Consider the following 22,668-nt stretch of genomic DNA (forward strand, 5'->3'; position numbering starts at 1 on the left):
ATCCTCATCACGATGTCCACGCGCCCCCACCTCCTCGTCGTTGATGATGATCGCGAGATCCGCGCCTTACTGGCGCGGTATCTTGAGAGAAACGATTTCCGCGTGTCGACAGCGCGTGACTGTGTGGAAGCACGTCAGGTCTGGTTGCGCCCTCGACAGAAATGGACAGTTCTGCCATGACAGGTCAACGCAACTGACGTGATTGAGGTCATGCTTCAACGTCTTTATCAGAAAATCCTCGCCCTCTCCGCCGCACCCAACGCAAAATGGTGGCTGTTCGCCGTCGCTTTTGCAGAAGCGTCATTTTTTCCGATCCCGGTCGATGTGCTGCTGATCCCGATGGTGCTCGCCCAACCCCTGAAGGCCTGGCGACTGGCCACAATGTGCACGGTCGGGAGCGTCCTTGGTGGCTTGTTAGGGTGGTGCATCGGGGCCTTTCTGTTCAGTTACGTTGCCCTGCCCATTGCGGAATTTTACCACGCGACCCATAGCTTACTGGCAATGCAGGAGAAATTCCTGCGTTATGGTATGGCGATCATCCTCTTAAAGGGGCTGACGCCGATCCCGTTTAAAATCATCACGATCGCAGCCGGGGCGGCGCATTACCCGATATGGCCATTTCTTCTTGCATGTATCGTGACGCGCGGGGGTCGTTTCTTCCTCGTCGCAGGTTTATTACGTCTTTTTGGCGCACCGATCCGGGATTTTATCGAGAAGCGCCTGACGCTGGTCCTTCTCGCGGCGCTCATTCTGATTATCGGTGGTGCCGCGGTCGTTTTCTATTTCTGAAGCAGGAGGCTCGCCATGCCGCAACAAGTCGCTGTTGTCACCGGAGCGGGAAGTGGCATCGGGCGCGCCACAATCCGCCTGCTGGCAGAATATGGTTTTGATATCGCCCTGATGGGGCGCGATGCAAAACGCCTCAAGGCCGCGGCGACGGAGCTTAAGCCCTCCAATGTCAGGACCCTCGTCATGCCGGTTGATGTCGCGGATGGCGAGGCACTGGAGGCGGCGGCCGATCGGGTTGAGGAGAAGCTCGGCGCGATCACGGTCTGGATCAATGCAGCCGGCGTGTCCGCCACCGGCCCCGTCTTGTCGCTTGAAGCCGCGGCCTACGCGCAGGTGATGCGGGTAAATTATCTCGGCGCCGTCAATGGCACGCGCGCCGCCCTGCGCGTCATGCGCCGTCGTGGTGAGGGGCAGATCGTCAATATCGGCCTCGCCCCGCGCCTGCGCGGCCTGCCCCTCCAGAGCGCGAATAATGGCGCCCATGCCGGACTCAATGCGTTTTGCGACTGCGTCCGGCCTGAAATACAAGCTCTCTCCGACCGCATCACCCTGACGATGGTCAACCTCCCCTGGATCAACACACCACGCTGGACGTGGGGCCGTAACCGGTCAGGTCATCAATTGAAGCCGATCGGCCCGATTTATGAGCCGGAAGTCGCGGCCCATGCGATCACGCGGGCAATTTTCAGCCGACAGCGCGACGTGACGGTGGGGGCCTCCTCCATTATCCCACAATTTCTCAGCACATTTCTGCCGCAGGTTCGCGACGCTTTTCATGCGTGTCGCGGCGTCGCCCGGCAGAGAGGATTGGGCAAGGCGCATCACCCTGCCGAAACCTCTCACGAAGATAATCTTGAACAAAGCGTTGAGGGTGCCTTTGCAGCGCGTGGGCCGCATGAGGCCCAACCTTTTCGCCCACGCGGGCGCAAGCCTGTGCTGCTGACCCATCGCCTGCGCTATATATTGGGGACCATCGTGACATTGGCGCTGTTTTACGCTTTTGGATATGTCGCGCCCCCGCGCTTTCCCCGCAAAAAATGACGTTGCCAGCCTAACGGGTCGATCTGGCTTGCAGTGGAGGGCGTGACGCGGTTCAGGTCAGGGCGGGGCCAGCCTCCGCCCACCATCCTTTCGCACGGCATTTTTGCGATGCCTGCGCGGCTTCCTCAGCGTCTGCGAAAATACCGAAACAAGTCGCGCCGGAACCACTCATGCGCGCCATCCGACACCCCGGAGATGACGCGATGAGTGTCAGGACCTGGCCAATAATGGGATAATACGACTGTGCGGGGCCCTGCAGGTCATTTGTCGTTATATTCAGAAATGAAATCAGCGCGTCGAGATCCGGCCATGCGGGGGGGAGTTCCATCTCCCGGCGGAATCGCCCGTGATGGGCCTTCCAGGATGTGAAAATCGCCGGGGTGGACACAGCGATCCCCGGATTGACCAGGAGGAGATGGAAAGGCGGCATGGCGGGGGCCGCGGACAGATCTTCCCCGATGCCGCGCATCCGCGCCGGGCGCTGCGCGAGGCAGACCGGCACATCCGCCCCTAATTCCCGCGCGATAGCGGGGATCCGGGCTTCGTCTACATCCCAATGCGCCGCCATGATCCGAAGGGCCGCGGCAGCATCTGCGGACCCGCCCCCAATACCGGATGCGACAGGGAGATTTTTCGTGAGTGTCAGATGCAAAGCTGACGCCGACCCGGATGGCCGAAACCGCTCAATGCGGCGCGCGGCTCGTAAAATGAGATTATCGTCGCAATCTGCCAGACCATCCGCAAAGGGACCGTCAATTTCCAACGTGACGTCACCTGGCTGCGTATCATGAGAATGGGCGGTCGTCGCCGTCAATGCGTCGCCGGAAGCCGCAAATATCGCGAGGCTATCGAGCAGGTGATAGCCATCATCCCGGCGGCCTGTGATATGCAGGTAGAGATTGATTTTAGCGTGTGCTTTTTCCCGCTTCATGGGTGTGATGCGTTCGACAGAGGGCGATCCCGCCCGGCATGGTGCGGCACGATGGTGCGCGTGCCCAAGGGCGGTGGCGCGCCTTTTAAAGCCGCATCGAGGGCATCATGTGTCGCAACATCCGGTTTGGCATCAAGCGCGCGGGTCCATTCCGTCCGTGCTTCCTCTTTCATGCCGTGATACCAATAGGCGACACCGAGATGATAGCCGATCTCCGGGTCATCCGGGTGTTTCTCAATGGCCTTTGTCAGCAGGGGAAGGGCGGCATCGACATTGCCATGCACCATCATCAGCCCCCAGCCATAAGAGTCATTTGCTTCAGAACTTTCCGGGTTCAACTCATGCGCGCGCCGGACGAGGGCGAGGGATTTCTCCGGCGATTCATGGCGCAGGATGCCGCCATATCCGACATTATTGAGCAGGCCCGCATTATCCGGGTCATGCTCAAGGGCCAGCCTGTAATCGCGTGTTGCCGCATCGTGGTCACCCAATTTTTCCTGGGCGGCACCGCGGCAATAAAGTAGTTCTCCCTGGCGACGATCTGTCGGTGAGATACGTTGAAGCGCCATGTTGCAATGCTGTAAGGCATTCCCGTATTGGGACAGGGACATTTCAAGCGTGGCCCGCATGCTGAGGAAATCCACATCTCTCGGGAAGGCGGCGCTGACGTCTTTCAGCTCATTAAGTGCGGCGCCCGAATCCTCTCGTCGCAGAGCGAGATCAAGCTTCTGAAGGGCCACCGCGATATAAAAAGGATCATCATGCGGGACGGCGGAAAGGGTTACTGACGCATCACCGAGATGGGCATCGTCACGTTGCAATTGGGCGAGCTGCAACCGTGCGAGCGTCAAGTGCGGAGAAAGGTAAAGCGCCCGTCCGAGCACAGCGCTCTGATAGCGCTTTGCAAGTTGCAGCGCTTCAGGATCAATTGCCGGGCCTTGCGCGCCGGATGCGGCGAGAGATGTCGCCTCACTCAGGGCGCTGGCATAAAGCATCAGGATCTCGGCCGCCATTTCCTGCCCGGAAGGCCGGAGAATGAGATATTCCGGCGTCAAGCCTGCTGCGAAAATCTTGGAAGCGTCACGCTGACGCAGACGCGACAATAATGAGAGCGCCTTGTCGCGATGCTTATTGGCATTCTGCCACGCGGCCTCAAACTGGATGAACCAGATCTGAATAACAGTCGGTGCCGCGTCGATCTGGCGCGCAGCCGCCTGGAACATGGGCTTGAGCTTCGGGTTGGCGGGATTATCCGCCGCCAACACGCGCATCAGCAGAAATCGTGACAGCCAGTCATCCGGCTTGCGGCCCGCTTCCCGCAATAATGTTACGGATTTGGCGCGCTCACCCTGGCCATACCAGGTCAGCGCGACAAGGCTCGCTGCGAGATTATTAAAGACAGAATGTTGCCCTTTCATCAACGGCATCAATTGAGCACGCGCGTCCGGCCATTCTCCCTGCGCGATATTTTCCGTCCCAAGCGTAAAATGCGCGAGCGGCGTATTTTGCTGCATCATGGCGATTCGTTGCACATCGCGCGCGGCATCCGGCTTTGCGTCAATCAGGGCATAGAGCAGGGCCAGCTCCCGCAATGGCTCGGGCGCGCCAGTCCGGGTCGCGTCCATCAGCGCTTTGCTGGCCGTCGCGGCATCATGACGCCGGATCGAAATCAAAGCACCAAGAAGCGCACCCGATTGCGACATGCCGGGCTTGACCGCGTGACCTGGCAGCGCCGATTGTCCCGCTGCGTGACATGCTGTCGGCAGGACGAAGAGAAAAGACGCCAGAGACCGCCGCAGGAAAAGAAGCTTGGTTTGCATAAGCAGACATCTTAAACTGAAATGCGATAAACTTAAATCCTGCGATCGCCTGCGCCGCGGCGTCTCGCGAGGCGGTTACCATGCTTTAAATCGGGAGTCGCAAGGACGCGCATGTCGCAAAATGACCACGACACGGCACCGCACCTGGCGGCCGCGCTGCCCCCACCTTCCCCGGAGGCGATCCGGGCCCTTCTTGATTTTTACAAAAATTGGGGCGTAACCTGTTGGTTACAGGATGAGCCGGTCGCGCAACCCCCTCTTGCCGCCGCCATTCTGGGAAGCCCGTCGCCACCGAACGAACCCCCTGCAACGATCACCCCCACGCCGGCCACGGATCGCACATCACGCCCGGAACCTGCGATATCAACGTCTGCGACGACCCGACACGAAACGCCAACGTCGCGCGGCGGACGGACAGCGCCGCCTTCAGATGAGACGCGTCACCCCGTTCTGGCAGGTCTGGCGCGTACGGCGATGACCGTTGTCACCCCCCTGATCGTGCCTTCCGCGTCACTGCTCGTGATCGGTGAGGTGCCCAATGCCGATGAGGACCGGAGTGGCATTGTATTTTCCGGCAAGACAGGGGAAATTCTGGATAAGATGCTGGCCAGCATCAATCTGTCACGCGCCGAGATCTCGCTCGCCCCGGCTTTGCCCTGGCGCCCCCCCGGCGGGCGGCACCTCAACCCCGCTGAAATGGGTCCGGCGCGTGCCGAACTGCAAGCCCTGATTGATCAGATCTGTCCGCGCCAGATCGTGACGATGGGCACCACCCCCTTGCAGCTTGTCCGGGCCGAATCGACGCCCCTGACCAGCGTGCGGGGCAAATGGATGGACATCGATATTCTCGGCCGGACTTATGCCCTCCTCCCCATGCGCCACCCTTTGCAGATTTTGACAAGCAGCCGCGCGCGCCAGGATTTCTGGCGGGATCTCCTCACGCTTGTCGATAGCAGAAAATAGCCGCAAATTTAACGCCTTAAGCATCATTTATTAATGGCATAATCCCGATTGGGAAATAAATATTTAATACCGAATGGCGCACTAGTATATATGAGAAAATCCGGTTAGATGCTCAGACTGGGGCTTTTGAGCCACAAATTTAAACTTGCAATTTTCTCTGTGAGCCCGTATTTCCCGCTCCACTATGCGAGAAACCTCTCTTTTCGCATCGAGTAATAGCGCGCGCGCCTTTGTGCTGAGCGTCGCATTTCTGGCGGGCTTTTCAGTTGCACCTTTACGGGCCCAAACGTCCAGAAACTCGATGCAAACCGGTATCAAAGTTCCATCTCAGGTCGAAGAAACCGCCTTCGCCATCCCGCAATTCCCCGGTCTTCATGGATCGGGGCATGAGTTGCCGCGCCCGCTTTCGGCAGCAGATGCCGCCGCGTTGCGCAAGGCCTTCCAGGCCCAACGGCAGGGTGATTTCACCTCAGCAATCCGATATAGCGAAGCAACACATGACCCGGTCCTTCTGGGAGACCTGCTGGCAGCGCGCTATCTCAACCCGGCATTTCATCCCAATGCGCCGCAACTCAAACTCTGGCTGGCGACAAATGGCAATTACGCGGATGCGGAGGCCATCCAGGGACGTCTGATTGAAATCAGCCCGCCTGGCACGGTTAGATTACAACATTTTGTCTCGCCCCTCCTCCCGTCCGATACGGAAGCCACGTTTGACGCATTGCCGGAGCCTGACCCCGTCGCCGCCTCTTTGCGGCGCAATGCATCACTTGACCGGACGATTGCCGACTGCCTCTCAAAAACGGAGCCAGCGCTTGAGCGGGCGCGTCACATTGTCGACACCACCAAATGGATCAGTTCCGTTTATCGCGCGCAGCTTTATGCGGAGATCGCATTGGGCGCATTGGGCGCAGGCGAAAATGCATTTGCTTTATCGACCGCGGAAGCCGGGTTTGCTGCCTCAAAAAATCAATTGGGCTATGCCGCCTTTGTCGCCGGGCTGGCAGCGTGGCAGGATAATCGCTATCATGACGCGCTGCGGCTTTTCAATGAAGCTGCGGATGCCCCCCTTTCACAGGTGACGGTTAAAGCGGGCGCCTCTTATTGGGCCGCGCGCGTCGAGAAACGTCTGGGCCACGTCGTGAATGCCCGCGCCTGGCTGCGCCGTGCCGCCGCCATGCCCGATACGTTTTACGGTATTCTGGCACGTCAAACGAGTAAACAGCGTCCGCCATCACGCCCCCGTCAGATCGTCTCCAACACGGATCGGGCGGCCATGTCCAACGCCGTGCCGGTGATGGGTGAGGTGGATATTCAGGCCGTCGAAGCCACACCGCAGGGACGTCAGTTATTCGCCCTGTTGCAGATTGGCGAGACGGACCGCGCTGAAGCGGTTCTGCGGCGCATGTGGCGCGACATTGAGCATGACCGCGCAATGTGCCACTCGGTGCAACTTGTCGCTTCCGCAGCCGGTTTGCAGCGTTTCGCGAGTCAGGTGGCGACAATCCTTGCCACGAGTGAAGCGCAGCCTGCGGCGCTCCCAGGCTTTCCGATGCCCCATCTCGCGCCGCGACATGGTTTTCGGATGGACCCGGCGCTGATTTATGCGCTGACCAAAATCGAATCAAATTTCAACCCGAAAGCCGCATCAAGCGGCGGCGCGCACGGGTTGATGCAGATCAGACCCCAGACAGCGAGCTTTGTCGTCGGGCCGAAACCCTCGTTGAATGCGAATGGTGTGGCCATCATCAAAGTCCCCTCCGATATGGTCGGGCAATTGCGCAACCCCGCCATCAATCTCGATATCGGGCAGAAATATCTTGCTTATCTCGCCACCCTGACCGCCCGCACCGTATCTGCGCCGGAAGGAGGCGAGCTGTTGCACACACTGGCCTCATATAATGCCGGGCCGGGCGCCATCGCGCGTTGGGAAAACAATACCCATAATGATGACATCGCCCGGGACCCGTTACTGTTTCTTGAGACCATCCCTTTCAAGGAAACGCGAAACTATGTGCGCAACGCTCTAACCTATCTGTGGATCTACGCCGATAAGATGAACCTGCCCATGCCGTCCCTCAACGCCCTCGCACAGGCACGCTGGCCGGAATTCGCCAAGGAAAAGCAACTCGCTTACGCGGCGCCGACCCTTCACTAACATCGCAACCCATCCCGCCCTATCGCCGACAGGGTCCTGCCTGCACGGAGGAAGCTGCCCGTCTTTTTGCGGCAGAGATAGATGGTCGTGTCAGGCCGAATTTCACATTTCCGGCGTCAGGACATTATCGGGTGATGGATGAGGGGCGCGGGCGGCCGACACCAGCAGAACCGGAAAATCATCAGAAGTTAAAAAAAAGTGAATTAGACGGTTGAAATGAATTATAAATAAAAGTATAATGCGAGTATAAAAAAATAAGAAAAAGAGAAATAAATGCAACAAATAACTATTGATGCAAATGTAAGCGATAAATCATTAGGAAGAAACGGTCTTATTAAAGACATTAACGGCGTCAATGGCACGCCGATTTCCTTCATGCCTGGATTTCCCGATCTTCAGGACCAGTTCAACCAGATCGGCGTCAGCCATGTCCGGCTTCACGATATATTCGGCCCGGGCGACCTCGAAAACAACGCTTCCACCACGGATACAGGGAGTCAGTTACTTCTGGCCGTGCCTTCCAACGAGAAGAAACGCGCGGCAGCCTTCATCGCCAACATCATGAATGATCGCGCCATTTTCCCCCACGCAAATGAGGGAATGCGCAAACATGACAGGACGCTTGCGGCTTCAGAACCGAATTGGGCGCCCACTGATTATTATATTAACGAAACGATGCGTAATGTCGAAAGTCTCAATCCGGGACATATTCAACGCGATGTGATGTTTCGTATCGGGCGCTCCAATGGTGGTGGCGCCGATGCACCGGCGGATCTCGATATTTATGCTGAACTGGTCGGGGAGGCCGTGAAGCGTTATTCTGCGGATCTCTCACTCTCCGGGATACCGCGTAAAATCGAGTATTGGGAAATCTGGAATGAGCCCGATCTGCTGATTTTCTGGAAAGGTGGCTCAACCGCATTTTACGAAATGTACGCGAAAATCGCAAGGAAGATCAAATCGATCGATCCGAATGCGAAAGTCGGCGGGCCGGGCGTTGCCGATGGTGAAAACGGCACGGGCGCTTACACGAAGGGCCTCGTCGCCTATTGTCAGAAAAACAATGTGCCGCTTGATTTTCTGTCCTGGCATTATTACGCCCATATGACGACAGACCCGTTGAAGTTCGCAACCTGCGCGAAGGTCCAGCGCAATCTGCTCGATAAATACGGGTTCAAATATGCGGAGAGCATCTGCTCCGAATGGAACATCACGCCCTTCGCTTCCGTCGCGAACGCCACGAAGGTTCAGACACCGCAAAACGCGGCTTTCATCGCTGCCAGTTTCATCACCATGAATCGCTGCAGCGTCGATAAGGCCTATTATTATCGCGGAGATGCCGGTTTTCTCGGCCTTTTCAACAATGAGCCCAATTATCTCGACCCCAAATATCGCGGTTTCAGCACCGCCGCGGCGCAGGCTTTCGGATTATATAAGGAGATGTTCGGCACGCCGAACCTGCTCGCCACGCCGGATTATTCGAATAACAATCTCTATGTTTTGTCGGGGCGCGGCACAAATGCGGTCAATGTGCTTGTCGCACATTTCCGAAAGGATGTTTCGCTCGCGGCGGCAGCCTCCCCGCCGCCCGGCAACAAATATAATAAGCAATATTACGTTGATTCAGGGCGTGATCTTGATGAGATCACCGATGATTGGAGCCGTGAGCACTGGTTCGGTGAGGTCAAAGCGGGTGAAGGCAGAAACAGCGCCGATAGCGCACCATCCACATCGACGGATGACCCGGGCAAAGCGACCCCCTCAGACGAACCCGTCACCGAACCCGTCACCCCCTTATCTGCAATACATTATGTCAGTCCGACCAGTGACGGCGTGGTTGTCACCGTGAAAAACCTGCCGACGAGAACGCCCGTTCTTGAGGTCAGAAGGGTTAAGGATAAGGGTAATCTTGGTGTGATCCTTCCCGTCATCGATAATCAGGGCGTGACCATGAAGACCAACGAAACGACGATCACGATCACCGATCCAAATGCAACCGACTATACGGTCTCGCATTACTCGATCATTTGGTAACGTTGACAGCGATGCTGGGCGGGGCGTGACTCGGAGGCACATCCTTCGAAGCAACCGTCCTGATGCGACAGTACGCTTAAATAAAAATAAGCGGGTTCATCCTGCGGTGATCTGAAACTCTACCTTGCCTGCGGGATGACCAACCGGTCAGGAATGTCAGGATCGGCCTGGTGCGCCGTCTTACAGGGCGGCGCACCGCGTCGAAACAAACCGTAAAATAGCCAGAAACTTCACCCGAAGAATTGTGGCGAGTGGGCATCGCCGCCTGTGAGGACACACGTCTCTTTCAACAATTTTGACCTGCGTATGATCTCTCAACATTGTGCAATGACTTTTAATAAAAACCTAATCAGACTTTGTCTGCCCTCTAACTGTTTGAAAATACGAGAATCGATTGTTGAGGACGAAGCATACTTCGGTTACAATTGAAATAATAAGAAAAAGAGTATATCATGCAGCAGATCAGTATCAACGCAAATCAACCTGCGTTCGGTCAAGGTAAAAACGGTCAAGTTAAAGACATTAATGGCGTCAATGGCGCGCCGATCTCATTCATGCCGGGCTACCCTGATTTACAGGACCAATTTAATCAGCTCGGTATCAGCCATGTGCGTTTCCACGATATTTTCGGGCCTGGCGACATTGAAGACGTTGTCTTCCCCCTGCAAATAACTTCCCAGCTCATGATTGCCGTCCCAATACCGGAAAAAATACGTGCGGCGGCATTCGTTGCCGCCATTACGAAGGACCGCGCCATATTCCCTCATGCAAATGCCGGAATGCGCGTCGCAAGTCGGTCCCTGGCAAGTTCGTCGCCCAATTGGGCACCGACTGATTATTATATCCGGAAGACAATGGAGAATATTGAGAGCCTGAACCCCGGACATATTGAGCGCAATGTGATGTTTCGCGTCGGACGCTCAAACGGAGGCGACAGCTCGGTCCCGGCGAATTTCGACATTTATGCTGATCTGGTGGGTCAGGCTGCGCAACGTTACTCTGCAGATATTTCCCTATCCGGCATACCGCGCAAAGTCGCCTATTGGGAAATCTGGAATGAGCCTGATCTCGTCCTTTTCTGGATGGGAACGCCGAAGAAGTTTTACTCCATGTATGAAAAAATCGCGCGTAAAATCAAATCGATTGATCCTTCAGCCAAAGTGGGCGGAAGTGGCGTCGCCAATGGGGATGACGGCTCAGGGCCCTATACGCGCGGGCTGGTGGATTATTGCCGCACAAATGACGTGCCGCTCGATTTTCTCTCATGGCATTATTACGCTCAGAACTCGTCGGATCCACGTCGTTTCGCGACCTGCGCCGCCCTGCAACGACAGAATCTGGATCGCGCCGGCTTCACCTCTGCAGAAAGTATCTGCACGGAATGGAATATTACGCCCCTTTCCTCAGCCATCACCGCTTCAGCGGTTCAATCTGCTGAGAATGCGGCCTATATCACCGCAAGCTTCATCACGATGAACAAATCTGCCGTCGATAAAGCCTATTATTATCGGGGCGATGCGGGTTTTCTGGGCCTCTTCAATGACGCCCCCAATCCGAGAGACCCGTCCAGCAAGGCTTTCTGCACTTATGCCGCGCAGGCTTTCGGGCTTTATAAGCAGATGTTCGGCACGCCGCAACTTCTGGCGACCCCGGAACTCTCCGGCAATGATATTTATGTGCTGGCGGGACGCGGCACAAATGCCGTCAACGTGCTTGTATCAAATTTCACACCCGATTTGCGGCTGGCTGCGGGCGCAAAAACGCCAAGCGGCGGTCTTAATCAGCAACATTATGTGGATTCCGGCCGTCTCCTGTTTGCCATCGATGATGATTGGAGCATTGAACATTGGTTTGGCGGGTCCAAACCCAGCATCCTGCGCCAAACCCATTACGAGCCGCCATCAACCGCCGCGCACCCGGACGCGCCGGAAACCGAGGAGGATGGCGAGGATCCGGGTGCTTCACACCCCGCTCCGGTTTCGGCCCCTGCCCCAGCGGTGATGGCCGTCAATGATGGTATCGTGCTGAATGTCAGTGGTTTGCCGACTTCGACACCGAGGCTTGAAGTCCGCCGCATCGTACAAGGCGGCGACCTTGGCGCTGTGCTTCCCCCGGTCAATAATGGGGGCGTAAATGTGCAATATAATGGCAATAATATAACAATCTACGATCCATTAGCTGTTCAATATACGGTGACGCATTATTCTATCATTTGGTAGTTATTGTTCAAATCAAAATTTATAATTGGTGGCCCGACCGTTACATATCCTCGCGGGTCAGGCCATCACGACATTGTCGGAAGCACGACAAAAAAAGAAAAATAAAGGATCTCCAACATGTTTAGAATTCAGATTGACCCCAATACACCCCTTGCCAGCGGAAATACGTCCGCGCAGGTCAAGCAGGTCAATGGCGTGAATGGTTCACCCATCTCCTTCATGCCGGGTTTTCCCGATCTTCAGGATCAATTCAGACAATTGGGCTTCATCCACATCCGGATGCACGATATTTACGGCGTCTGCGATATTGAGCCATATTTTGACGCCAATCGAGCCGCAAATACAAACCAGCTTCTCCCCAACGTACCGCAGGATCAACAGGACCGCGCAAAAAATTTCATTGCCGATTTCAATAATACGCGCGTCATTTTTCCGAATGCCGTGAAAGGCATGAAAAAGCTGAGTACCAGCCTTGCGAAGAAAGATGCAAATTACGCGCCCACTGATTATTACCTCAAGCAAACGATTGAAAACATTGATTCCGCGGCCAGCAGCGCCTCTGGCGGCGAAATCATGTTCCGCATCGGGCGCTCAAATGATGGCGGGTGGGAATTGCCATCCAACTTCAAAATCTATGCCGAGCTTGTCGGTGAACTCGTCAAACGTTATTCCAGCGACCTTTCAAAATCGGGCCTTCCTCGTAAGGTCAAATATTGGGAAATCTGGAATGAGCCGGACCTTCCCTTCTTCTGGAACACGGATGATGTGTCGCGCTATTACGAGTTTTATGCGACGGTCGCCCGGAAGATCAAATCGATCGACCCCGATGCCAAAATCGGAGGCGCGGGGGCTGCGTTCGGGCTGAATATCGGAGGCGCCTTCCTTGACGGGCTCCTTGCTAATTGCCGCGCAAAGAGTGTCCCGATCGATTTTCTCTCCTGGCATTTTTACCCGAGCGAGACAGCCGATCCGCAAAATATCCTGGACGCGGCTGACGGTGTTGCCGCCGCGCTTGACGCTTATGGCTTCAGCAATGTGGAGAGTATCTGCTCAGAGTGGAATGTCAGCCCTTACGCATCCTACCTGATGTACAGCAAAGTGCAGAGCGCGCAGAACGCCGCTTTCGTCGCCTCCACTTTAATCGGCATGAATAAGTGCCGGGTCGACCATGCCCATTATTATCGTGGTGACGGCGGGGCCTTCGGGTTATTCAATGATGCATTCAACCCCGCGATCCCGGACGCGAAAGCGTTCTGCTCCTATGTCGCGCAGACTTTCAAATTATATAATGAAATGTTTGATACGCCGCAGCTAATCTCAACGTCAGATGCGGGGCGCACGGGCATCAGCATTCTCGCAGGGTCGTCCAGCGGCAAAATCAACATCCTCGTCGCAAATTACCGCATCGACAAGTCGCTACCGCAAATGTATACGCCCCCGGTCGGCAATATTTATTACAATCAGCATTATGTCGATACGGGTCGAAGCCTCGCGGAGATCACTGATGATTGGTCACGGGAGCATTGGTTCGGCGGCCAGGATCCAACCACCCTGCATAACAACAACGAGGTGCCCCAGCAGGCCTGGGCACCGACTTTGCCATCCTCGTCACCCTATCCCGTCCGGACCCGCGATTACGCCCAGAGCGCTGGCGGCGTACATCTGGTGATCAACGATCTGGCCGGGCGTGTTGATTCGGTAAAAGCGCATCGCCTCTATGAAGGCGGCGATCTGAGCGGGGTTATGCCGCCAGATGTTTCACAGGAGCTGGCTTATTGGTACGATGGCAATGACTACATCATTGAAGACGGAAATGCGAAGGAAAGCACGGTAACGCTTTACACGATCACTTTGAGAGACTGGCATCGCTTCCCCACTTTGCCGCCGATTCATAAGAAATAATTGTTGGAGGAAAGATCGAGGGTGTCACGGTCAAACGTGACACCTTCAGTCGCGCATCACGTCAGGATAAAAGATGCGGGCACCGAGGGCGAGGGGTGAAACGGGGCGCGCGGCGTCACATTACCCCGCCCTCGCCGCGCCCACGTGAGAACGCCTTACCAACTCAATTTTCGGCAAGCACCTGACGGCTGGCGCGCGCTTCAATAACACGCCTCTTATCCATTTTCGTGACTTCAAACATCCATCGCCCGAAAATGATTTTATCCCCCTGCGAAGGCACACGCCGCAAGAGGGTCAGAATCAGCCCCCCAAGCGTGTGGTAACTTCCCTGAGCCGGGAGTTCAGGTAGATCCAGTAGCGACCGCACCTCATCTGCCGGCATGAAGCCATCCAGCACATATTCCCCGGATAAGGCGGATTTCTCATTTTTCGTCTTATTCTGTTCCAGGTGCTCATCACCGACAATGGCTTCAAAAATGTCGGACGGCGTCACAACACCCTCAAACGAGCCATATTCATCAAGGACGAAAGCAATCCCCGAGCTGTTCTGACGCATGAGTTCGATCATGTCCTGCGCGCTGAGACTGTCCGGGACAACAACCGGCGTTTTCAGCGCCGCTTCAATGGAAAGCGGCAGGCCTTGCAGCAGGCGATCCATCAGATCTTTCGCTAATACGATGCCGACAGGATGGTCCACGTCACCATCACACACGACGATACGCGTAAATTTCGAGTCACGTAATTTGACGATCAATGCTTCACGGCTCGAATGGCGATCGACCCAGAATAACTCACTTCGCGGCGTCATAATAGCCCGGACAGGCCGATCCGCGAGGCGCAGAAGCCGCTCGATCATCACGCGCTCTTCAGCCTCCAGCACGCCGGCGCGCGCGCCTTCAACGAGGACGGCACGCAACTCCTCCTCCGTCAGGGAGGCTCGTTCCGCCCCGCGCGCCCCGAGCAGACGGATGATGAGCGATGATGCGGCGCTCAACGTCTTGACGATGGGCCGCATGATGGCTGATGTTACGGACAGGATGGTGGAGAGGCGCGCAGCATAGCGCTCAGGGTGGTAAAGCGCGAGCTGCTTGGGGACCAGTTCCCCGAAAATCAGCATCCCCAATGTGATGATAAGCACGACAATGAAAATCGAGATATCATTGGCGTAATTTTTCAGGCTCTCGATATGCGCGATTTTCCGGGCGAGATGGTGCTCAATCTCACTCCCGCCGAAAGCACCTTCGAGAATGGAGACCACCGTCATACCCACCTGAACGGTCGGCAGAAAAGATTGCGGGTCATCCGCCAATTGCAGGGCGCGGGCCGCACCGCGCACTTTGGCCTTCGCCATTTCAGCGAGGCGCAACCGTTTGGAGGAGACGAGCGCCATTTCCCCCATCGCGAAAATCGCATTGATGAGGATAAGAAGGCAGATAATCAGGATCGGCGTCGTCATGATGACAGGTCGTGCCCCCAATGACGCATCGGACTGACTCCCGCCCGGCCATCAATATCCGTCAAGCTCACTGGGGTCGGGACATGCCGCCCATCACTGTGATGCAGCCCGACCCGCTCGGATGGGGTTAATCCGCATCCGTTCAGGCCCTGACCACTTCTGACAAATCGCATCGGCTGCATCACGCGGTTCCGCGTTGCTTTCAGGCAGTTGCCGCTGATTTTTCTTCAGCCGGTGCCGTCTCAGCACGATGGAAGCGGACGCGCGGTGCACGTGCGGGCTTTTGCGCCTCGATATTCTGAACCTGCGCGTGGACCTGCTCCTCATACCGATATTCGGCCGGGCGCTGGTTTTTGAGGGAGATCTCCGGCGCCATGGGCTTTTCAGTTTCAGGTCCGAAAAGCGCAACCTTCATGATGTGCCATGGGCGCCGCACCGCATCCATGACAGCGGTCGACTCGTAGCCGGAATGCACCATGCAATCCGCACATTTCTCATAAGCGCCCGTGCCGTATTTTTCCCAGGCTGTGTCATCCATCAATTCCTGGTAGGTTTTGGCATAGCCTTCACCCAGTAGATAGCAGGGGCGCTGCCAGCCAAACACCGTCCGCAGCGGCTTGCCCCAAGGCGTGCAATGGTATGTCTCATTGCCGGCCAGGAAGTTGAGGAAGAGAGGCGATTGCGTAAAGCGCCATTTCTTGCCCTTACCAAGACGGAAGATATCCCGGAAAAGCTGTTTGGTCTTCTGCCGATTCAGGAAATGCTCCTGATCGGGCGCACGCTCATAGGCGTAACCGGGGGCCGTCATAATGCCATCCACACCCATGGCCATGACTTCATCAAAGAAGCTGGCCACACGTTTCGGGTCCGCGCCATCAAACAGCGTGCAATTGATCGATACGCGGAAGCCCCGTGCCTTCGCGTTGCGAATGGCGGCCACGGCGCGCTCATAGACGCCATCCTGGCAGACGGAGGCATCATGCATGTTGGCGTCACCATCAAGATGCACATCGAAGGAGAAGAAAGGTGACGGCGTATAATCGTCGAGCTTTTTCTCAAGCAGAAGCGCGTTGGTGCACAGATAAACGTATTTTTTGCGGCCAATCAGCCCTTTGACGATCTGCGGCATTTCCTTATGCAAAAGGGGTTCACCGCCCGCAATCGCGATGACGGGTGCATCGGCTTCCGCATCGGCATCAAGACATTCCTGCACGCTCATGCGCTGATTGAGGATCTGCGCCGGGTAATCGATCTTACCACACCCTGCACAGGCCAGATTGCACCGAAATAGCGGTTCCAGCATCAGGACGAGCGGGTAGCGCTTACGCCCCAGCAAATGCTGCTTCACAACATAATGCCCGACTCGGACAGCTTGCATTATCGGAACGGCCATGAAACTTTCTACTCCTGCACCGCGACTCTGCATCTCCGCTGTCAGGGTTCGCCGCGTCGCCCCGGTGCTCTTAAATAATGTCTCGCCTGCAACATATGCCGTCACTTTGACGCCGCGTCTTGTCCCGCCGGGATGGCAGGCCGTTGCTGCTGGCATTTAACCCTGCACTATATAACGTGGTCCACCCGTCCCTCAACGTCCCCTTTTTCGGTCGGTTGCGATTGTGGTTTTAGGGTGACAGTCGCATGTCGCGATCTCGATGGCGACAGTCTCGGCATGATGGCCGGGATTGTAAAGCGGTTTCTGCTTTCTCATGTTACGCCTGAGTTTGATAATGATTGATTGCAGTTTCGACCCCGACGCGTTACGCATGCGCGATCAGGGACGTGGCCCGCCATTCTGGCAGGGGCGTCCTGTAACAATTTTTGGCCAGTCCGCGCCACAGGTGAGAATTTGGGCCGATGGCGTGCTAAGTAGAGGACACGACATGCTGAAATATGCGCTTTTCCCATCTTCCCTTGTCCGACAGGGGACGGTGCGAAATCTGAGCACGGCACATGGTAAAGACGTTCGTCCCGGCGTGTCGGCGCGCGTGCGGTTTCGTCATGTCGTCCTGAGCGCCGCCGCCATTATGGCGGTGTCAACAAGCCTGAATGTCGCAAAGGCGCAAACGCCCGCCCGTTCGGAAGTTGCCGCGCCCAACGCGGTCGCTCAACCTGTTGAAGCCCTGTATGCGGGCCTGCGCAAGCTGGAGGCAAATACTGACTTGAGCGCCGCGCAACGTGTCAAAATCATGACCCCCGTTATCGATGCGGCTTTTGACCTCCCCACAATTCTGCGGAATTCTGTCGGGATGCGCTTTGCCAATCTCAGTGCGCAGGATCAGCAAAGTCTTCTCGACTCGTTCCGCCGTTTCACGGTCGCACGCTATGTGTCGAGCTTTGGCAAGGGTGAGAAAACCAATTTCTCCATCAAGCCGCAAAGTGCCGCGACGTCCTACGGAGATGGCAAAATCATCCGTTCAACGATTGCCGGGCCTGATAACAGGACGGAAATTGATTACGTCGTGCAGAATCTTCCCCATGGATATCGCATCACGGATGTGCTTCTCAACGGACATATCAGCCAGGTCGCGGCACAGAGGGCAGATTTTTCAGCAGGTCTTGCAAGTGGCGGCGCGGAAGGGTTGAAAACGCTTCTTGACCGTAAGACTAAGACCTTTCTCGGAAACTGAGCTATCATTTCACGATTCTTTTCAATGATGTTCCCTTCCGACAATAATATCGTGCTGCGTGAGCGCAGGGCTCAACGTCAATGGTCATGATTATGCAAAGCCTCGCCTGGGCGTGCGCGGCCATATCGGGCGTGGGCACGCTTCAGGCCACGATGGGCGCCATATTGACGCGCCGCTTTATCGTCGGGAGCCGCAATCTGACCCGGGCCGAAAGCCCGATGGCAGACCTGCCCGGGGTGACAATCCTCAAGCCGTTACATGGTGATGAACCCATGTTGGAAACGGCCCTGGCGTCATTCTGCGTGCAGGATTACCCGCATTACCAGATCGTGTTTGGTGTGCACGGGCATGATGACAGCGCCATTTCCATCGTGCACAGGCTTCAGGCGCGGTTTCCCGCCATTGAGATCGATCTTGTGATCAATCCCGCCGCCCATGGGGTCAATCATAAAGTCAGCAATCTGATCAACATGTATCCGGCCGCGCGACACGATGTGATCGTCATGGCCGATTCGGACATTCATGCGGGTTGTGATTATCTGCGCGCCCTTGTGCAACGCCTCCAGGTCAAAGGCACTGGCCTCGTCACCACGCTTTATGCCGGTCTGCCTGCGTCACCAACATATGTACGCCGTTTTGGCGCGGCGCAGATCAACCAGTTTTTCATGCCCGGCGTCCTGCTATCGCGCCAATTGGGGCGGGAGGACTGCCTAGGCGCGACGATGGCCCTGCATCGCGACACGCTGGCGCAGGTTGGCGGGCTTGAAGCGCTCGTCCGGCATGTCGCCGATGACGCCGTGCTGGGTCATAAAGTGCAGGATGCGGGCCTGCATGTCGCCCTCGCCCCCTGCCTGACGGAAACGACCGTCGCGGAGTCAGGTTGGGCCGCGCTTTTCCATCATGAACTGCGCTGGGGCCGGACCATCAAAAACCTTGAACCCTTAGGTTATGCCCTCTCTTCAACACAGTTATCCCTTTTCTGGGCGATGCTGTGCGTCGTGACAAGCGGCCTGGCCGGGGGCGCGGTCTTATTCTTCTTCATAAGCTGGCTGATCCGGGCGCTGGCCGCCCACGCCATCAACCGGGCCTTGGGCCGACCTGACTGGCGCCTGTGCGCCACCTTACCATTGCGGGACTGGTTTTCAGCGCTGATCATGCTATGTAGCCTCCGCGGCAGACGTGTGGCCTGGCGCGGGAAGCACCTGCATATACGCCGTCATGTTCGTGCAACATCAGCGCGGCCAAAAGGCTGATCGCGGGTAAAGAGACTTGTCTCGGACGCCCTGCATGCTTAGATGAACGGTTCTAGACGGTTTTCTGGCGGGTCCGCTTAAAACTCCACCGCAACTTTGTGACTTTGAGAGGTTGGCTGTCGCATGATGCGCACGCTTTTTCTTCAACCACCATCATTTGACGGGTTTGACGGAGGTGCTGGCTCCCGCTACCAGGCAAAAAGGGAGATTCGGTCCTTCTGGTTCCCGACTTGGCTTGCGCAACCCGCGGCGATGGTTGAAAATTCGCGCCTCATTGATGCGCCGCCCGCGCGCATGGGTATTGAGCCCATCCTCGAAGATGTGAAAAACCGCGACCTTGTCGTGATGCACACCTCGACGCCGTCTTTCGCATCCGACGTGCGGGTTGCGCAGATGCTCAAGGACGTTAACCCAAATCTCAAAATCGGCATGGTCGGGGCGAAAGTCGCTGTCCAGCCGGATGAGAGCATGGCCAAAGGCACGCCGATCGACTTCGTGGCGCGCAACGAATTTGATTTTACAATCAAGGAAATCGCGGAAGGGCGCGATTTCAAGGATGTGGATGGCATCACCTGGCGCGATAAAAACGGTGTCATCACCGCAAATCGTGATCGCGCCATGATTGAGGACATGGACAGCCTGCCCTTTGTGACGGAAGTCTATAAACGTGACCTGCGCATTGAGGATTACTTCATCGGTTACCTCATGCACCCCTATATTTCGATCTATACGGGGCGCGGCTGCAAATCACGCTGCACATTCTGCCTCTGGCCGCAGACAGTGGGCGGGCATCGTTACCGCACGCGCAGCCCGGAGCATGTGGCGGCGGAGATTCGCCTGGCCAAACAATATTTCCCGCAGGTTCGGGAATTCATGTTTGATGACGACACATTTACGGATGACCTGCCGCGGGCGGAAGCCATCGCGCGGGAGATGGGCAAACTCGGCGTTACATGGTCTTGCAATGCCAAAGCCAACGTCCCCTATGAGACGCTGAAAGTCATGAAGGAGAATGGTCTGCGTCTTCTCCTCGTCGGGTATGAAAGCGGCAATCAGCAGATCCTGCACAACATCAAGAAGGGTATGCGCGTCGAAACCGCCCGTGAGTTCACGAAAAACTGCCATAAACTGGGCATCAAAGTGCATGGCACGTTTATTGTCGGCCTGCCGGGTGAAACAAAAGAGACCATCCGCGAGACGATCAATTTCGCCAAGGACATTAACCCGCACACTTTGCAAGTGTCCCTCGCCGCACCTTATCCCGGCACGTTCCTGCATAAGCAGGCGACGGAGAATGGCTGGTTTAATGAGTCCGAGGCTGAGCTTATTGACGAAAATGGCGTGCAGATCGCGCCGCTGGAATATCCGCATCTTTCGCACACAGAAATCTTCAACTCTGTCGAGGAATTTTACCGGAAGTTCTATTTCCGCGCGCCGAAAATCGCCTCAATCGTCAATGAGATGGTGCGCAGCCCGCAAATGATGAAGCGTCGCCTGCGGGAAGGTCTGGAATTCTTCCAGTTTCTGCGGGACCGTAACCGGGCGGCGTAACGCTTTATGCGTAAACTCATTGTCTCAGCCGATGATTTCGGGCTGAGCGAGGAGGTCAATGAGGCGGTTGAACGTGCCCATCGGGAGGGCCTGCTTTCAACCGCCAGCCTGATGGTCGCGGGGCCTGCTGCGTCTGACGCCATCAAACGGGCGCGCCGCCTGCCTGACTTGCAGGTCGGGTTGCATTGCGTCCTCGTCGAAGGCGATGCGCTGAGCCCCTATCAGGATATCTCCCACATTGCGGAAGAGACGGGGGAAGGACGCGCCGCATTTCATGGTCGGCAGGCGGCCCTCGGTGTGCGCTATTTCTTCCACCCCGCAGCAAGGCGGGAATTGCGTCGGGAAATCCGCGCCCAGTTTCGGGCTTTTACCGCGTCCGGCTTACGGTTGGACCATGCCAATGCGCATAAGCACATGCACCTCCACCCCACAATCGGCCGCTTGATGATTCGGATCGGGGCGGAATACGGGTTGCGCCACATTCGCTTACCGATTGAGCCTGCTTCCCCCATTAATGCTGTTACACCGCATCACGATGGCTTCGGCGCGAAGGCCATGCGTCGATGGTGTCGCCTCTTGCGCTGGCAGATCCACCGCGCAGGCATGACATCGAATGACTGGTGCTTCGGCCTTGCCTGGAGCGGCGCCATGACGCCATCGCGCGTGGCGGCACTCATGCCACATCTCCCGCCGGGACTTTCCGAGATTTACTTCCATCCCGCGACGGGCAAAAATACGCTGATTTCCTCAACCATGCCGGATTATCTGCATGAGGCAGAGCTTGATGCCCTGCTTGCCCCGGCATTTCGAGATGCCGTCCGGACCAATCGGATCAACTTGACGACATGGAGCGGTCACGCCGCCATACAGCAGGCCATGATGCGCGCGTGACAACGGCAAACGGCACAAAAACAGATCCTGCGTCGTCACCGTCCATCATTATTCAGGAAACGGATTCAGAGGAGTGAATCGACCCAGGCTTTAAGTTGGCTCTTGGGCAGCGCACCCGTCTTCTGACCGACAATTTCACCTTTATTGAAAAGGATCAGTGTCGGAATGCTGCGCACGCCGAAACGTGTTGGCGCCTCAGGGTTATCGTCGATATTGAGCTTGGCGACGGTAAGTTTCCCACCATATTCCGACGCGATTTCCTCCAGTGCCGGGGCGATCATTTTGCATGGCCCGCACCATTCAGCCCAGAAATCCACGAGAACCGGCCCTTCCGCCTTTAACACGTCAGATTCAAATTTTTTATCGTCAACAGATCGGGTATGGGCACTCATGACGGCGTCTCCAAAGTTACTTCCAAAAAATATCGATGCCTCGACTATGGGTAATCCGGTAACGGAGTTCAAGCCCGCGCAGGGCCAGGGCCCCATTCACTATGGAACGTAACGCCCAGGATCGCGGCATTCTGCATTGAAGATGATCAAAATCAGATCACCTTCAGCGTTTCAACGGGTCTCTAAAAATGGTCAGGCTTGCTCAAGATTGACCCGCCTCATCGCCTCTCCAACCGCCATGGCGGGCGGGATATTGGACATTTACATGTAAAACTCTTATGACATTCTTAGCTTCTCTTAAATGCGGGCCGCACGCCTGTGAATCTTCTGTCTCGAAAAAGACAGGCTCTTGGGGTGCGTGACGACCGACATTATGCTCCGGGATGACGGCTTTGCGCGACTGGTTTCCGATTGAACGATTCATTATGTGGCTGCCCGAAAGCACCAAGGGTCGGGCTGTCATGCTCCTTCTCCTCTTTTTCCCGATTTTTTCGCTCATCCCGATTATTCTGACGCATAGTCTCGGCGTGATGATGATTGTCGTTCTGGGCAATTTCCTCATTATCCCGGCACTTCTATGGTGGGCCGTCAAAACGACCAGCCGTCGCCCCCCTTCCCGCCTTTAAGTCCTTCCCAAACAA

At 56.3% G+C, this 22,668-nt stretch carries 18 protein-coding genes; 13 read left to right on the forward strand and 5 right to left on the reverse strand.

Going from position 1 to position 22,668, the window contains the following annotated elements:
* Positions 1 to 12: 12 nt before the first annotated feature.
* From N5W20_RS06430 to N5W20_RS06440, 3 genes are read left to right on the forward strand one after another with little or no spacing between them, the layout of a single operon-like run.
* A complete protein-coding gene (locus N5W20_RS06430) occupies positions 13 to 180 on the forward strand; it encodes a response regulator (RefSeq protein WP_408869391.1) in 168 nt (55 codons plus the stop codon).
* Between the two features lie 30 nt (positions 181 to 210).
* Entirely contained in the window at positions 211 to 789 is a 579-nt protein-coding gene (locus tag N5W20_RS06435) for a YqaA family protein (RefSeq protein ID WP_319806339.1), read from the forward strand.
* A gap of 15 nt (positions 790 to 804) precedes the next feature.
* A complete protein-coding gene (locus N5W20_RS06440) occupies positions 805 to 1,830 on the forward strand; it encodes an SDR family oxidoreductase (protein WP_319806340.1) in 1,026 nt (341 codons plus the stop codon).
* A 52-nt stretch (positions 1,831 to 1,882) separates the two neighbouring features.
* Here the strand turns inward: N5W20_RS06440 and N5W20_RS06445 are convergent, their stop codons facing one another.
* Both N5W20_RS06445 and N5W20_RS06450 read right to left on the reverse strand, forming a co-directional pair.
* Positions 1,883 to 2,761, reverse strand: a complete 879-nt coding sequence (locus N5W20_RS06445; protein WP_319806341.1) for a 4-(cytidine 5'-diphospho)-2-C-methyl-D-erythritol kinase — start codon at positions 2,759 to 2,761, stop codon at positions 1,883 to 1,885.
* Entirely contained in the window at positions 2,758 to 4,581 is a 1,824-nt protein-coding gene (locus tag N5W20_RS06450; protein ID WP_319806342.1) for a tetratricopeptide repeat protein, read from the reverse strand. Before N5W20_RS06450 ends, N5W20_RS06445 begins: the two co-directional genes overlap by 4 nt.
* 111 nt (positions 4,582 to 4,692) lie before the next feature.
* Here N5W20_RS06450 and N5W20_RS06455 point away from each other — a divergent pair, with 111 nt between their 5' ends.
* The 5 genes from N5W20_RS06455 to N5W20_RS06475 all read left to right on the forward strand — a co-directional run bounded on the left by N5W20_RS06455 (position 4,693) and on the right by N5W20_RS06475 (position 13,857).
* Positions 4,693 to 5,544, forward strand: a complete 852-nt coding sequence (locus N5W20_RS06455) for a uracil-DNA glycosylase (protein ID WP_319806343.1) — start codon at positions 4,693 to 4,695, stop codon at positions 5,542 to 5,544.
* 301 nt (positions 5,545 to 5,845) lie between these two features.
* Entirely contained in the window at positions 5,846 to 7,702 is a 1,857-nt protein-coding gene (locus N5W20_RS06460) for a lytic transglycosylase domain-containing protein (RefSeq protein ID WP_319806344.1), read from the forward strand.
* 273 nt (positions 7,703 to 7,975) lie between these two features.
* A complete protein-coding gene (locus tag N5W20_RS06465; RefSeq protein ID WP_319806345.1) occupies positions 7,976 to 9,736 on the forward strand; it encodes a GH39 family glycosyl hydrolase in 1,761 nt (586 codons plus the stop codon).
* A gap of 452 nt (positions 9,737 to 10,188) precedes the next feature.
* Complete coding sequence (locus N5W20_RS06470; protein ID WP_319806346.1) at positions 10,189 to 11,955, forward strand: GH39 family glycosyl hydrolase; 1,767 nt, start codon at positions 10,189 to 10,191, stop codon at positions 11,953 to 11,955.
* 117 nt (positions 11,956 to 12,072) lie between these two features.
* On the forward strand, positions 12,073 to 13,857 hold the full coding sequence (locus N5W20_RS06475) for a GH39 family glycosyl hydrolase (protein WP_319806347.1): 1,785 nt from the start codon (positions 12,073 to 12,075) through the stop codon (positions 13,855 to 13,857).
* Between the two features lie 163 nt (positions 13,858 to 14,020).
* Here N5W20_RS06475 and N5W20_RS06480 read toward each other — a convergent pair whose 3' ends face one another.
* Both N5W20_RS06480 and hpnH read right to left on the reverse strand, forming a co-directional pair.
* A complete protein-coding gene (locus tag N5W20_RS06480; RefSeq protein ID WP_319806348.1) occupies positions 14,021 to 15,313 on the reverse strand; it encodes a hemolysin family protein in 1,293 nt (430 codons plus the stop codon).
* 202 nt (positions 15,314 to 15,515) lie between these two features.
* Complete coding sequence (gene hpnH / locus N5W20_RS06485; RefSeq protein WP_319807855.1) at positions 15,516 to 16,706, reverse strand: adenosyl-hopene transferase HpnH; 1,191 nt, start codon at positions 16,704 to 16,706, stop codon at positions 15,516 to 15,518.
* Between the two features lie 487 nt (positions 16,707 to 17,193).
* On the opposite strand from hpnH, the gene N5W20_RS06490 reads away from it, so the two are divergent.
* The 4 genes from N5W20_RS06490 (at position 17,194) to hpnK (ending at position 21,635) form a co-directional block, all read left to right on the forward strand.
* Positions 17,194 to 17,940: an ABC transporter substrate-binding protein gene (locus tag N5W20_RS06490; RefSeq protein ID WP_319806349.1), complete on the forward strand. Its 747-nt coding sequence runs from the start codon at positions 17,194 to 17,196 to the stop codon at positions 17,938 to 17,940.
* An 80-nt stretch (positions 17,941 to 18,020) separates the two neighbouring features.
* The gene (gene hpnI / locus N5W20_RS06495; RefSeq protein WP_319806350.1) at positions 18,021 to 19,193 is read left to right on the forward strand and encodes a bacteriohopanetetrol glucosamine biosynthesis glycosyltransferase HpnI; all 1,173 of its coding nucleotides are present in this window, start codon (positions 18,021 to 18,023) and stop codon (positions 19,191 to 19,193) included.
* A 123-nt stretch (positions 19,194 to 19,316) separates the two neighbouring features.
* Positions 19,317 to 20,744, forward strand: coding sequence for a hopanoid biosynthesis associated radical SAM protein HpnJ (gene hpnJ / locus N5W20_RS06500; protein WP_319806351.1), 1,428 nt, complete (start codon positions 19,317 to 19,319; stop codon positions 20,742 to 20,744).
* A gap of 6 nt (positions 20,745 to 20,750) precedes the next feature.
* Entirely contained in the window at positions 20,751 to 21,635 is an 885-nt protein-coding gene (gene hpnK, locus N5W20_RS06505; RefSeq protein ID WP_319806352.1) for a hopanoid biosynthesis-associated protein HpnK, read from the forward strand.
* A 65-nt stretch (positions 21,636 to 21,700) separates the two neighbouring features.
* Here hpnK and trxA read toward each other — a convergent pair whose 3' ends face one another.
* Entirely contained in the window at positions 21,701 to 22,027 is a 327-nt protein-coding gene (trxA, locus tag N5W20_RS06510) for a thioredoxin TrxA (RefSeq protein ID WP_319806353.1), read from the reverse strand.
* Positions 22,028 to 22,488: 461 nt separating this feature from the next.
* On the opposite strand from trxA, the gene N5W20_RS06515 reads away from it, so the two are divergent.
* Entirely contained in the window at positions 22,489 to 22,653 is a 165-nt protein-coding gene (locus tag N5W20_RS06515) for a hypothetical protein (RefSeq protein WP_319806354.1), read from the forward strand.
* Positions 22,654 to 22,668 lie beyond the last annotated feature (15 nt).

Source organism: Candidatus Kirkpatrickella diaphorinae (assembly GCF_025736875.1).
Taxonomy (GTDB): Bacteria; Pseudomonadota; Alphaproteobacteria; order Acetobacterales; family Acetobacteraceae; genus Sorlinia; species Sorlinia diaphorinae.